The sequence below is a fragment of the Neptunomonas sp. genome (genome assembly GCF_016744175.1).
Taxonomy (GTDB): Bacteria; Pseudomonadota; Gammaproteobacteria; order Pseudomonadales; family Balneatricaceae; genus Neptunomonas.
In genome coordinates, this window is record NZ_JADGEV010000019.1 from 16,940 (window position 1) to 31,557 (window position 14,618).

A 14,618-nucleotide genomic window follows, 5' to 3' on the forward strand; every position below is an offset into this window, starting at 1 on the left:
CACTGTATTTTCACAAATAGAGTTGATTTACATTAGCAATGCCCTAGCAGGCTATGCAATCTATCCATAGCCTCGCTCATCTTTACGTTTTATGCCACCGGAAAAAGTGCTGTCAGACGTGTTGCAAGCATAATATCGCCATCTGCACGAATACGACCCGTCATAAATGCCTGCATCCCATCGGTCTCCCCAGAGACAACTTCTTGTAGCGTTTCTGTGTCCATCGATAATGTTACTGATGGCTCATCATGCTCACCCTGAGCAATGACACAGCTATCATCAACAACCGTCACATGATACGGCTCGCCATCATCAATCTGGTATTGAAATACAACATCCAAACCTGCGGCAGCGCTGCTGTTAAAACGATTCTTCATCTCTTCAAAAATTGATTTCAGATCTGACATACCTATGCCCTCTACTAGATTATTCAAAATATTAGGATTATTGGTTTGAGTGCTTGATACCTGAGCACTCTGTTTACTATTTCTGTAACGTTTTGCGTTGAGACTCACTAACTGCTTAGCCAACCAGCGGCCCGCACGATATTTTAAAATTCTCACTACGTTTTCACTCTTCTAATTAGCCGTTTAATAATTAGCTGGTATTAAAAGATAAAGTGCTCTTCATCCATTGCCATCAAACTTTCTGCTCCCGACAGCATAATTTCTGCATGCGAACGGGTACGCGGCAACAAACGTGCATAGTAGAAGCGAGCCGTTATTAATTTTGCTTTATAAAAAGCCTCTTCTTCTGTTCCTTGGTCCAGCGACTCTTGTGCTTTATAAGCCATACGTGCCCAAAAATATGCCAATGTCACATAACCTGAATACATCAAGTAATCTACAGCGGCTGCTCCAACCTCTTCACGGTCTTGCATCGCTTTCATCCCAATTTTCATGGTCAGCTCACCCCATTCTTTGTTAAGCGTAACTAACGGCTCAACAAAAGGCTTCATCGCTTCATTATCTGCATTTTCTTTACAGAAAGTGTGAATCATTTTTGTAAAACCTTTTAATGACTCACCCTGGGTCATCAGCACCTTACGGCCTAGCAGGTCCAATGCTTGAATTTGTGTCGTACCCTCATACAGCATAGAGATACGAGCATCACGAACATTTTGCTCCATGCCCCATTCTGAAATAAAGCCATGACCACCGTATACTTGCACCCCGTGATTGGCAGATTCAAAACCTACTTCGGTCAAAAATGCTTTAGCGATGGGTGTGAGGAAAGCAAGCAGACCATCTGCTTCTTCCTTTGCTTCGGTATCAGCAAGCTTTGTTTTATCAACGAGCTGGGCACAAAAATAGATCAGCCCTCGCCCACCTTCAGCAAACGCTTTTTGCGTCAAGAGCATATTACGCACCGCTGGATGCACTATAATAGGATCGGCAGCACCTTCAGGATTCTTTTTACCCGTCAAGGAACGCATCTGCAAACGATCTTTTGCATAAGGAAGTGAATTTTGAAAGCCCCATTCAGCATGCGCTAAACCCTGTAATGCAGTACCCAAGCGCGCGGTATTCATAAAGGTAAACATGCAGTTAAGGCCTTTATTCGCAGGCCCTATAAGGTAACCGGTAGCCTCATCAAAATTCATGACACATGTAGAGTTACCATGAATTCCCATTTTATGTTCTAGCGAACCACAAGCAACACCGTTACGCGCACCAACACCTTCGCTTTCAGGCGTAAACTTAGGAACAATAAAGAGAGAGATACCTTTAGTTCCTGCAGGCGCATCAGGTAGGCGCGCCAATACGATATGAATAATATTGTCTGCCATATCATGCTCACCGGCAGAGATGAAGATTTTAGTACCTGATACTTTGTAGCTACCATCTGCTTGAGGCTCTGCCTTAGTACGCAACAACCCTAAATCAGTCCCACAATGAGGCTCAGTCAAGCACATAGTACCTGTCCACTCACCACTGACAAGCTTTGTCAGATAAACCTCTTTTTGCTCATCGGTACCATGTTCATGCAATGTATTCATGGCCCCATGACTAAGACCTGGATACATACCCCATGACCAATTAGCAGTACCTACCATTTCACTAATTACGGTACCAATCGATTCCGGTAACCCTTGCCCACCATGCGCAGGGTCATGAGCTAATGATGGCCATCCCCCCTCGACGTATTGCTGGTAAGCTTCTTTAAAGCCTGTAGGCGTTGTGACTTCTCCATCACTGAACTGACAGCCTTCTTGATCGCCCACTTGATTTAACGGTGACAACACGCGCTCAGAGAATTTAGCCCCTTCTTCAATAATTGCGCTGATCATATCCGGTGTTGCTTCTTCGCAGCCAGGCAAACTGGCATAGTGCTTTTCAGATTCAAGCACTTCATTCATCACGAACTGTATTTCACGTATAGGTGCTTTATATTCTGGCATGCTCAATTCCTCTGTTCTTATTTTTTATGCGCCCGGATATCTCGGTGTAATAGGCAAACATGAATTACTTAATTTCAGTAAGAATGGACGAAAACACATCACTCACCAATAACAAAAGGTGCCAATATCACTAACAAATAGTTTCATCCGCTTCAAAACCGCCATAGACACGAGCATTGTGCACTGCAAAAATATAACAAAATAATTCAATCAAATTCCTTTTATTATGACTGACATCTTACTAATTAGTTTAAAATAGCCTCATGAAGAAACTACTTATTATCGGTTATGTCTGGCCCGAGCCGCGCTCATCAGCAGCGGGCTATCACATGTTATCGTTCATCGAACTTTTTTTATCTCAACACTGGCATGTTACTTTTGCTAGCCCAGCAGCATTTAGTGAACACCGAGCCAACCTCTCCTCACTCGGTGTAGAAGAAGTGTCGATAGAGCTCAACTCATCACGTTTTGATAACTGGGTGACAGATCTACAACCTAATATAGTCTTATTCGACCGCTTCATGATGGAAGAACAATTTGGCTGGCGTGTTGAAAAACATTGCCCAAATGCATTACGCATACTCGACACAGAAGACTTACACAGTCTGAGAGAAGCACGCCATCAATTAATAAAACAACAGTTGCGTGACAATCAATTCAATTTATCACAACTCTCGTTACCTTCAACGCTGTACAACAAAATGGCTCAACAAGATCAATGCAAACGCGAAGTTGCTGCTATTTATAGGTCTGATTTAACCATGATGGTTTCTGACTATGAAGTCAATTTGCTCTCTCAATATTTCGGTTTACCCGCTAACTTATTAATTCTCTGTCCATTTCTAATACCAACAACACAGCCTAGACCCACCCCTTTTAATGAGCGCCAGCACTTTATAAGCATTGGCAATTTCCGTCATGCCCCTAATTGGGATGCAGTATTATGGCTAAAGCAACAACTCTGGCCACTAATTCGACAACAACTACCTAAAGCCGAGCTGCATATATACGGCGCATACCCCCCCCCCAAGGCCACCGCGTTACATAATGAAAAAGATGGATTTTTAGTGAAAGGCTGGGCAGAAGATGCGCACCATGTAATTGGTCAAGCAAGAGTGCTATTAGCTCCGCTACGCTTTGGTGCAGGCATCAAAGGAAAACTCATTGATGCCATGAGAAACGGCACCCCCTCAGTAACCACACTGATAGGAACAGAAGGCATAACTAACTCACAAGAAGGCTGGAGCGGAAGTGTAGCGAATACACCAATAGCATTTGCTGAAGCGGCCATTGAGTTATACACGGATACTCAGCAGTGGCAGACAGCACAAGCACATGGTTACAAAATACTAACGGATCACTTTTGCAAAGAAGACATTCAGTCAAACCTAATGACTCGTATCGAGTCATTACTGAATGCGGAGACTTTAGAGCAACACCGGCTAAACAACTTTACTGGCCAAATGCTGCTCCACCATCATCACAAAAGTACTCAATATATGGCACAGTGGATTGAGGTTAAAAGCACATTAGCTTCAACCCAAGCCGTACAAGCAGAGCCTAGTAATTGATAACAGCCACGCATCAATATTTACAGCAAGACTTAAGCCGTTTTAAATTGGCTTATTAACTGCGTCTGTTCTTGAGAAATTCTGAGTAAACTCTGACTACTAGAAGCAACGTTCTCGGCCCCTGAAGCTATTTCGGCAGCGGCCTCATTGATAGTCACCAATGTTCGGCTCACTTCTTCTACCGCTTCATTTTGTTGACCTGTCGCCTCAGATATCTGAGTACTCATTTCACGAATATTAGCGATTGAACTGTTCATATTCTGCAGAGCCGTTTGAGATGTTCCAGCATGCAGCACGCATTGCTGTGATTGACCTACACTGTGATGCATTACCTGCACAACTTGCTGAGTGCTGCGCTGCATATTCACCACCATATCCTGAATCTCTTGAGTGGAATTTTGTGTTCTGCTAGCTAAACTTCGAACTTCATCAGCGACAACAGCAAAACCTCGCCCCTGATCACCCGCCCTCGCAGCTTCAATAGCGGCATTCAAAGCCAGTAAGTTAGTCTGTTCAGCAATCGCCCCAATCGTAACCAAAATACTACCTATCTGCTGGCTGTACTTATCAAGTTGATCACTTTGTTTAACTGCTTCTTTAATATCGTGAGATTGCTGCTCAATACTTGCCAACGTTTGTTGCACACAACGCTCTGCATCCGTACTCAAACGCTCACACTCTTGTACAGCCTCTAAAGTTGCACACGCATGATTAGCCACCTCAGTGACCGTTGATTCCAACTGTGTTGCTGCAGATGATGTACTTTCCAACTGCAAGCTCTGTTCTGCCATCGATGAGGTTGTTTGGTTACTGATGACTGCATTTTTTTCTGCAACACCAGTCAATTGCTGAGAAGCGTTTCGAATCCGTGATAACAATTCTGACAACCGTTCTACTACCTCATTTAGGGCACTGCCTAACTGACCAAACTCATCACGATTATTGTGATCGAAAACAATACGCATATCCCCTTCTGCAACAGCAGATAGCTTTGTCAGCATTTGCTGCAAAGGCCGAGAAATAGAACGAACAACTAAACCACTAATAACGATTGCAATAATCGTTGCGCCAACCAATAGCGCTATAATAATTCGCTGACTAAGCGAGCTTGTCTGGTCGGCTTCAAGCCGCTGAGTATCTGAACGCTCTTGTGTAAGACGACTGAACTTATCAGCAGATTGGCGAGCCTGTTTTAACAACTGGTTAACCTGTAACAGTTGCTCCTCTCGAAGGTTATTAATTTGATCTAACTCTCGATACAACTGCACAACGCCTTTGTCACTGTATAATTGAGCGATCAAATCTTTAACTAAAATTTTAATTCGACCGGCTTTAGCGTCTGCTTTTACAAGCGCATCTAAACTAGCCCCTAATGCACCTTTGCTTTGCTTTAACTTAGCATTGAGAGTATTGAAATCATTACTCTGTTTAAAGTTTATCACCTGTGATTTATGAGCATTAGCACTGCGCATGAATTGCCGCGCCTCAGAGCCTCCACCTCCGCTCTTCGACAAGTACTGCTGCCCCCATGTATTCAATGTATCCATTTGCCGCTGAAAGCGACTTTCTTTTTGTCTGGAGCGTGTTAGCAAATTCAAGCTATCTTCATGAAGAGCCATCACACCGGCTGCAGCCACAACAAAAGAGTCTTTTATTTTTCCGGTTTCCTGAAGCAACGAAAACAATTCAGCATCACCTTCTAAGAGGGGCTCTAACTCTTGTTGCTCTGAACTAAACAGTGCCATTTGTTGCTCAAGTGCTTTCTTATGCACCAAGCGTTGTGCTGGGGCAGCATCGCTATTTGTTAGCACGCTAAGCAATGCAATATTGGCTTCTTGTAAGGCCATTGACTGCCTGAAGCTTCCATTGGAAATAGGCAACGAGCGGTCTGAAATTTGGTGTAAACGAGCATTGATGTTTTCTGTTCCCCACAGACCGCCACCTCCCAAAATCATTATAAAAATGACAAGAAGAGCAAACCCCAGAGCAATTCGGTGAGTAACTTTCAAAAACATGTGATTACCTGCAAACGAAGAGCCACAGTCTATTAATAAATTAAGGGAGGCATCTCTTCTTGGTTATTATTATTTTTTTCTTAGTCTAAAAGTAGTGCTCATTTTGGAGTATTACAACAAACCTTATATAAAATATAAATCTGGATCCACAGTATTAATTGCGCTGGTCTCACTCGAAAAGATAACAACACATTCTGGAATGCTCATTCATCAATAATTACCGCGAAGCAGCCCATTTCAATAATGTCGACTTTCAGTTGCAAGGCTAGCGCTAACAAGCATGTGGAATTAGAAACCTGCTAAAACCCCAACAAGTTTGGGCTCTTCTGAAAAACCACAAAGCACACTACCCAATAGAAAAGTGATAGGGTGCTCTTGTCGAATAAGCACGATAAAGCATCGTTTAGCTACAAGGATTTTTCTGCCACCGGCGTGACGACATTAAGCTTAACAACCCCAAAAAAAGTAAGAATACTGAAGCAGGTTCAGGAACATGGTTCTCAACTGGAGGCCCGTAAAGGAATTGGATTCCAGCTATATCGTCTACTTGAGGGCCTGAAAACGCTTCAGAATAATAAGCATTCATTAAAGAACCAGGCACAGTCGTATGATCTAAACCAAGCGCATGCCCTAACTCATGAACAAACACCTGATAAATATCAATACCAGGCAAACCAAAGCCAATATTCCACAAATCACCCGTATCAAAGTGAATATCCCCAGAAGAAGAGAAGCTCCCAAACTCTGGTAAATACCCGTGCGCCACTACATTGCCCATACCATCAAATGGGTGGCCACCAATGCGAATATCTCCTACGGTGCCGGGATCATTGAGCGCTCCGCCGCTATCGGCTACTTCAACAAACGTTAGATCGGCCACAGCAGTCCATGCATCAAAAGCGCGCGTGATTTCACTCTCAAAACCTGAAGGCATAAAGTCTTCTAAAGAGGTGATGGTGCATCCAGCAGACTCATAAACACCCGAACAACTAAGCCCGGAATCCATATAACTCCAGCTCAATGTTGCACCCGTGCCATAAATAGGACTTCCCCACTTATATCCATCAATAACATAAGCACTGGATATTGTTGAAAATAATAGCAACAATAAAATTGATATTCCCTTAAACATAGACGTCCTTTGTTTCATATGTATTAGATTGAAAAATACGGCTACTTCCTTCTATTCAAGGCACACCTGAATACTATTTATGATAACCACATAAGAAGTATAGACACTTTTCGCATGGCCATTTATAGACAGCTCAACCCTGAAAAATCCGCGCTGAATTAAAAGCATTAACATTTAACAGTATCGTCCAGCTCGCCTAAAACTTGAGAGTATTCAATACAGATTCAATAATTTTTTTGCCTTGCACTAGGTTAAATGAATGCTCAGCTAAATGATCAAAGGTCATCGATATGAAAAATAATACAGTGCGGATGTCATGGGAGAGCGCTTCTCTTCTTTACTTCAACACTCTCAACAAATACGTAACAATTTCTGCACTTAATCTTTTATGGAAGGCTTTACGATCGAACCCCACAGGGTCTTCACCTGCAACACCGGCTTCACTTTTAATGGCGTCAGGGAACGGAGTTATAAAAGAATAATGACCCGCATTTTTAATCACACGATATGTCAGCATCTCTTTATCTTTCATGTTCTGAGCAATCATTTCCGATTGATAAGGTTCTGTAAGCTCAGCATCATTTTCTGCTCTCATTACAAGAACAGGTATATTTACCTGCTCTAGAGAGTCTTTTTGTGTAAACAGGACACCTACGGGTGCCATTAAAACTATCGCTTTTACTCGCTGGTCGCGCCGATTTTCTATCTGCGCTGGTGTTAATTTATGATCTTTAACCAAACCACACATACGCTCCTTTAAAAGTAGTTTTTTATTACACAACTCAATAATAGAGTTTGTCTGTGCCATACCACCAGCAACAGCCAAGGCTGTATAACCTCCTGCTGAATGTCCAATCACAGCAATTTTATCGATATTTATATTGGGTGATAATTTAGGATTCAGCAACAAAGCATCTATAGCTGTTTTTATGTGCTTAGGTCTGTTTTTCCAGTTTTTTACCGTTCCTTCAGCTGAATTATTTTTATAGTTATTTTCTGGATGCAATGGCATAGCCACTACAAATCCCTGCTTAGCAAGCGCAAATGCGATACTTCTATGCCCTAAATTTGAACCTCCAGAGCCATGAGAAATAATAACCAAGGGGAACGTTCCTTTAGCTACTTCAGCTCCTATTGCCAAGTTCATTTCGAAAGGGCCAAACCTTACCGCCTTCTCAGGTACATTCGTAGGATAAGTAACGGCAACAGGGATTTCTTCATTAGTTTCATTAGAAAAAGTATCAACTTTAATAAACCCCACCGAATAACCAGCAACAGCTTTTAGTGAAAAAACACTCGCAAGAATAATCACTAACATCAAGCATGAAAACCTACTCATAACACTCCAAGATAATAAATAAAAAAATAACTATTAATTCAATAAAAATGATGAAAACTGATATTATTGCTATACATACATTTAATCTATTTTTATTAAAGGTTTTGTCGCGCCAGTTTATCTAATACTTCCATCACTAAACAACCGACAATTAAGACTGTTAATAATTAATATAATTTAGGTAGCGCTGTAGTTTTCGCTTTAGACAAAGATGAAATAGGCGTTAGCACTGCAAAGCACGTTAAAGCATTATGATAAGCGGCACCCATTTAAACTTTCAACGTGCGCTTTTGTGGCTCAAATACATAAGGAGCATAAGAATAGGTATTCCTCACATACTCCTTTATGAGCAAAACAAGAAAGCTATTGTTTGCTTGATGCTAAAGGCAAATCGAAGTTATCAGACAGACCTTCACGCAACACTAATACATCACAGCTAAGCCGATCGAGTATACGTTCTGCAGTATTCCCCAATAAAGCCCCCTTTATACCATCACGCCCATGTGTACCAATCACCACCAACGCAGCATGCTGCTCTTCTGCTACATTGGGTATCCAGTATTCAGGAGGCCCTTCTCCAATATGATACGTGCTGGCTATTATTTTCATGCCATCCAATAACGTTCGTGCGGCGCAACTCGCCTTGTCTACTAACATATCAACTGATTGGCTTTGGGCATCAGCTCCTAGCATTGGTGGCGAATATGAAACAACCACCTGCAAGTCAGCTTTAGCTTCTTGGCTTATGACACCTGCCATCATCAAAACACTCTGGTTTAACTGTAAATAACTTTTTTTACGCGAGTATGGATCGACAGCAGCCATGATTTTACCGCCTTCCCATAAGCTATCACGTTTTACCAATAACACTGGGCATGGAGTTTGACGCAGTAACTGCCAGTCGAGTGGTGCCAACAAACCTTTATGCGACGTATCGCAACTTTTAATGAGTAGCGCAAAATGGTCGCTTTCCCAACGCGCTAATACATCTTGCAGAAAACTTTTCTCTTGATGGTAATGCTGTTTTATCTGCATACCATCCACACTGAGCAACGCCATAAAACGCATAATGGCATGATCAGGTAAGGGCGTAATCAACCACAGCACTTCAAGCTCGCAACCCATTCGATCTGCGATTAATACGCCACGTTTAAAGGCTTTCTCAGCAGCATCACTGGCATCCAGAGCCACCAGCACTTTCTTAGTAAACATGAGTACTCTCCTCCGTCTTAGCGGCTTTATGTTTGTGCAACAAACACGCCAGCGCGGGCAGCAATATTAGTGCCCCTAACATATTCCAAAGGAACATAAAGGTTAACAAAACACCCATGTCGGCCTGAAATTTAATCGGTGAAAATAGCCATAGCACGACACCAATTGCTAGCGTGAGCCCAGTAAAGGCTACCGATGAGCCCGTCGTTTTTAAGGTCGCCAAATACGCTTCAGGTAAATCCTTACCCTGCAGTAAATAACTATTTAAGCGAGAGTATATATAGATGCCATAATCCACTCCAATACCCACACCCAAGGCAATCACCGGCAAAGTTGCCACTTTCACACCAATACCTAAATACGCCATCAGGGCTTGGCACAACACAGAAGTCAACGCTAATGGTGCAATAATACAGATCACTGTTTTTATTGAGCGAAACGTAAGTAAACAGAGAATACTAACCACACCATAAACCCATGCGAGCATTTCATATTGCGCGGTACCGATCACATCATTTGTGGCAGCTTCAAAGCCGCTGTTTCCAGCAGCCATTTCAAATGTTAGCCCATCACTATTATGTTGCTTTGCAAACCCCGAAATGGCATCTGATACCCGATCAAGGGTTGCTGCTTTATGATCGTCCAAGAAAATAATCACCGGCAACAGCGAACAGCTACCGTTCATGAAACCTGATGGAACATAAGCTAACGAGGCATTAATCACATACTGATTACGACTAATACTACGCCACTTTAAATTACCTTCATTTAGCCCTGCTGTTACTCGCTTAGATACATCGACCAATGAAACACTATTCTGAATACCCGGCACATTGGTGAGAAATTGCTGAAAGCTATCCACCATTGCCAACGTTTCATAGCTAGTACACTGCTCCTTCTCAGTCGTCGCCATTACTACAAAGATATCACTGGATGTGGAGTAGTGATCGGTCACAAATGCGTTATCAAGATTGTAGCGTGAATCCGCTCTCAGCTCTGGCGCACCTTTATCCAAATCACCAATTTTTAGGTTTTGGCTGCCATATATTCCGACACCTAAGGCAAACAATGCAAAAGCAACGGCTACCATCGCTCCACGCGGTTTAGCAAAAACAGTGAATATTTGCCAATGCGAACTTTCTTTATTCTGACTCGCATGCATCTTAGCAATCGCTTTTTCACCGACACCCACATACGACATCAATAAGGGTAATAGTAATAAGTTAGTCAGAACAATCACGGCAACACCCACTGATGCTGCCACTGCAAGGTCTTGAATAACCTGAATATCAATTACCATTAAAGTCACAAAACCTAAGCCATCCGATAAAAGAGCTGTTAATCCAGGAATGTAGATCGCACGAAAAGCACGACGGGCGGCTAACCACGGATCAGCCCCTTCAGACTGCTCTAACCGAATAGTGTTCACTACTTGTACGCCATGGCTCACACCAATAGCAAACACAAGAAAGGGTACTAACATTGAATATGGATCTAGCCCATAGCCCAGTGTTTTTAGTAAGCCCATTTGCCATACCACCGCCACCAGCGAACAGCCTATAGGAATGAGTGTGCCGGCTATGCTGCCAGAGTAAAGGAACAGCAGTACCAACGTGATGCCGATAGCAATGGCAAAGAAAAGAGCCACTGATTTAGACCCATCAATCAAGTCGCCAACAATTTTAGCAAACCCGGTAATACGAATTTGAATATCTTCAGTTTCATACTTTTTTCGGATCAATTCTTCTACTTTACTAGAGAAAGCTTGGTAGTTGAGTTTTTCTCCCGTAGATGGATCTTTATCGAACAGAGGCATCTGAATAATTGCTGATTTGAAATCATTGGCAACGAGTATGCCCACCTGCCCCGAACGCAACACATTAGTACGCAACTGATCCAAACTGTCAGCACCACCATCATATTCAGGCGAGATCACCGGACCACCTTCAAAGCCATCTTCAGTGACTTCCGTCCAGCGAACATTCGGCGTCCAAATCGATTTCAGCGCGGATCTATCTACACCTGGAATAAAAAAGGCTTCATCGGTGACTTGCCTCAAAGTGTCTTGAAATTCTGAGGTAAAAATATCACCGTCTTTCGCTTGTACAACAACACGCAAGCTATTACCTAGCCCAGAGAGATCACTACGGTACTTTAGATAATTCTCAACATAAGGATGGCTCGTAGGAATCATCTTAACGAAACTGGCATCTGGCCGAATCTGTATCGCTTGAAAGCCTAGCCAAAGCGTTAGTAAGGCAAAAATAAGCAATACGGGCATTCGCTTATGAAACAACACTCGCTCGATAACTTGCTCAGAAAGTTTTATAGGACCCAGTAGTGCCGACGTTAATTTAGACGCCCGTGGTGTAGAAGAGTTATTCATAACTAGCCTCCAACGCCTGATCAGACACACGCTTGATACCTTTCTCACCGACCAATACCCAGCCATCATTCACGCGAACAACAGAGCTCCAAGCACGTCGATCCTGTTGATCAAAAGGTTTAAGGCCTGCTAATAGGCCATCATTGGTAGTTGAATGCAGCACCAACCCGCCAAGCCCAACTATCATCAACTGATTATCGTATACAGCAGCGCTGGTTAATGAAGACGAACTTTTTAATTTAATTTGCTGCCAAGAATCACCGTTGTTGTCGCTTACAAATAAGTGCCCCCGCAAGCCTAATGCCAAGAGCTGAGTTTGCCCCTGCTCTACATAGTTAGATATGCCAAAAAATGAGCCCTCATAGGGGGAGTCGAGCGCTACCCAGCTTTCTCCAAAATTATCAGAACGAAAAAGCGTTCCAGCCTCACCGGCAACAATTAAAGACTGGTATTGATCTATTAATAGGGCATTCAAGTGGAAACGGTCTGGGTTAGGTAAACGATGAGACAATACCGACCAGGTATTGCCTCCATCCACTGTTTTTAGTAATAAGCCGTACGAACCTAATAAAAAGCCTTGTTGATTATTAATGAACAAAATATCAAGCAAAGGCTGGGTTGGCCCCTCCTCCATCGCTACCGCCGCATCATCTAGATAAAGCTCCAATTCATCCATTTCAAGATCTTGAGCTTGTGAATCACCACCTAACTCTACTAATGCTTGATACGTTTTTAGCTGTAGTTGATTCAACTGATGACCATCAAGCTGCTTAACCCACGTTTCGCCGGCATCCTTGGTGTGTACTACTATTCCATCATGGCCCACTGCCCAGCCATTCTGCGCATCAATAAAATAAACAGCTGTTAGCAGCACACTGACAGGCGACGTAACTTGACGCCACTGTTTACCTTGATCATCTGATACGAGTATTCGCCCTTGATCACCCACCGCGACAAGTCGCTTACCCGCTTTGGCTATATCTAATAGCAAGCCATCACTAGCTCTGTAAGAGAAGGGACTAGGTGTATCAATTCGATCAACCATCGCGAAGCTGAATGGCGTCACTGCCATCAACAATACAAATACATACCAACAAGCACGCTGGCCGACTTTTTTAGTACTGAGCATATAGCCCCCACTTCTTATCATTATTTGGGGAGAACACAGGAACAACATCATATAATCCTACAATTCATTCTTACTTATCGATGCTGAAGCCCTTAAATCAGATATTAGCATCGTTTGTTAGTCTCTTATGCTCAATAGCAGAAGTTCTCAATATAAATGACATTATCGATCAACGACATTATTTTAAGTTGCGTTTCCTATAGTAAACATTGATTTTTCCCCTGTTTTATAGTTTATTCGTCCTGTCTAACAAAATAACTATAGGGTCCAGGCATCGACATTTCGAGCCGAAGGACGGAGAGGGTATATTTCCCATGAAGAAATTTACACGTACGCTGCTATCTGTAGGTACTGCAATTTGCTTATACGGCGCTGCAGCGCAGGCTGACACTATCAAAATCGGCTTAGCGGGTCCTGCAACAGGTCCTGTTGCTCAATACGGTGACATGCAAAAAATTGGTGTGCTAGCAGCGATTGAACAAATCAACAAAGCTGGCGGCGTTAATGGCATGCAACTTGAAGGCGTAATTTATGATGACGCTTGCGATCCTAAGCAAGCAGTCGCAGTTGCTAACAAAATCGTTAATGATGGTATTCAGCACGTTGTAGGTCACCTTTGTTCATCTTCTACTGAACCTGCTTCAGATATTTACGAAGAAGAAGGCGTTTTGATGATTACAGCTGCTTCGACCTCTCCTACTATTACGGAAAAAGGTCATCAAATGATCTTCCGTACCATTGGTTTGGATAGCATGCAGGGCCCGTTTGCAGGCCAATATGTTATTAACAGTGTTAAACCAAAAAACATGGCGATTATCCATGACAAGCAGCAGTACGGTGAAGGCCTTGCAACTGCCGTAAAAAAAGAAGTTGAAGCGGCAGGCATCAAGCCCGTTATGTTTGAAGGTGTAACACCAGGCGATAAAGATTTCTCTGCGCTAATCGCTAAGCTGAAAAAGAACAACGTAGACTTCGTTTACTACGGTGGCTACCACCCAGAGCTAGGTCTTATTTTGCGTCAATCCAAAGAAAAAGGCTTGAATGCTAGGTTCATGGGCCCTGAAGGTGTAGGTAACCCTGACATCTCTAAAATTGCCGGTGCAGCATCTGAAGGATTATTAGTAACTCTGCCACAGAGCTTTGATAAAGACCCTGCTAACCAAGCACTCGTTAAAGCAATTGTTGATAAAGGCGAAGATCCTACCGGCCCATTCGTATTCCCTGCTTACTCTGCTGTTGAAGTAATGACAGCTGCAATGACAGCAACAAAATCAACAGACACAGAAAAACTTGCTAATTACATCCGTAGTAATACTTTCAAAACGACTACTGGCGAATTAGCTTTCAATGAGAAGGGCGACCTAGCTCAGTTCTCATTTGTCGTTTACGACTGGCATGCAGACGGTACTAAAACACCCGCTAAGTAATGCTAA

At 42.9% G+C, this 14,618-nt stretch carries 10 protein-coding genes; 2 read left to right on the top strand and 8 right to left on the bottom strand.

Annotated features, from left to right (window positions below):
* Positions 1-89 precede the first annotated feature (89 nt).
* Positions 90-563, bottom strand: coding sequence for an SCP2 sterol-binding domain-containing protein (locus QZZ55_RS10515; protein ID WP_366512312.1), 474 nt, complete (start codon positions 561-563; stop codon positions 90-92).
* Between the two features lie 44 nt (positions 564-607).
* On the bottom strand, positions 608-2,401 hold the full coding sequence (locus tag QZZ55_RS10520; protein ID WP_293267283.1) for an acyl-CoA dehydrogenase C-terminal domain-containing protein: 1,794 nt from the start codon (positions 2,399-2,401) through the stop codon (positions 608-610).
* 263 nt (positions 2,402-2,664) lie between these two features.
* On the opposite strand from QZZ55_RS10520, the gene QZZ55_RS10525 reads away from it, so the two are divergent.
* Positions 2,665-3,972 (top strand): glycosyltransferase, encoded by a 1,308-nt coding sequence (locus QZZ55_RS10525; RefSeq protein ID WP_293267284.1) that lies wholly within the window; start codon positions 2,665-2,667, stop codon positions 3,970-3,972.
* A gap of 32 nt (positions 3,973-4,004) precedes the next feature.
* Here QZZ55_RS10525 and QZZ55_RS10530 read toward each other — a convergent pair whose 3' ends face one another.
* The 6 genes from QZZ55_RS10530 to QZZ55_RS10555 form a co-directional block, all read right to left on the bottom strand.
* Positions 4,005-5,987: a methyl-accepting chemotaxis protein gene (locus QZZ55_RS10530; protein WP_293267285.1), complete on the bottom strand. Its 1,983-nt coding sequence runs from the start codon at positions 5,985-5,987 to the stop codon at positions 4,005-4,007.
* A 403-nt stretch (positions 5,988-6,390) separates the two neighbouring features.
* Positions 6,391-7,119, bottom strand: coding sequence for a matrixin family metalloprotease (locus QZZ55_RS10535; RefSeq protein ID WP_293267286.1), 729 nt, complete (start codon positions 7,117-7,119; stop codon positions 6,391-6,393).
* Between the two features lie 337 nt (positions 7,120-7,456).
* Positions 7,457-8,458 carry a dienelactone hydrolase family protein gene (locus QZZ55_RS10540; RefSeq protein ID WP_293267287.1) on the bottom strand — a complete coding sequence of 334 codons (1,002 nt, stop codon included), beginning with the start codon at positions 8,456-8,458 and terminating at the stop codon, positions 7,457-7,459.
* A gap of 363 nt (positions 8,459-8,821) precedes the next feature.
* The gene (locus tag QZZ55_RS10545) at positions 8,822-9,670 is read right to left on the bottom strand and encodes a universal stress protein (protein WP_293267288.1); all 849 of its coding nucleotides are present in this window, start codon (positions 9,668-9,670) and stop codon (positions 8,822-8,824) included.
* Positions 9,660-12,056: an MMPL family transporter gene (locus tag QZZ55_RS10550; RefSeq protein WP_293267289.1), complete on the bottom strand. Its 2,397-nt coding sequence runs from the start codon at positions 12,054-12,056 to the stop codon at positions 9,660-9,662. The genes QZZ55_RS10545 and QZZ55_RS10550 overlap by 11 nt, the downstream gene beginning before the upstream one ends.
* A complete protein-coding gene (locus tag QZZ55_RS10555; RefSeq protein ID WP_293267290.1) occupies positions 12,049-13,185 on the bottom strand; it encodes a YCF48-related protein in 1,137 nt (378 codons plus the stop codon). The genes QZZ55_RS10550 and QZZ55_RS10555 overlap by 8 nt, the downstream gene beginning before the upstream one ends.
* Before the next feature lie 314 nt (positions 13,186-13,499).
* Here QZZ55_RS10555 and QZZ55_RS10560 point away from each other — a divergent pair, with 314 nt between their 5' ends.
* On the top strand, positions 13,500-14,612 hold the full coding sequence (locus tag QZZ55_RS10560; RefSeq protein ID WP_293267291.1) for a branched-chain amino acid ABC transporter substrate-binding protein: 1,113 nt from the start codon (positions 13,500-13,502) through the stop codon (positions 14,610-14,612).
* The last annotated feature ends 6 nt before the right edge of the window (positions 14,613-14,618 follow it).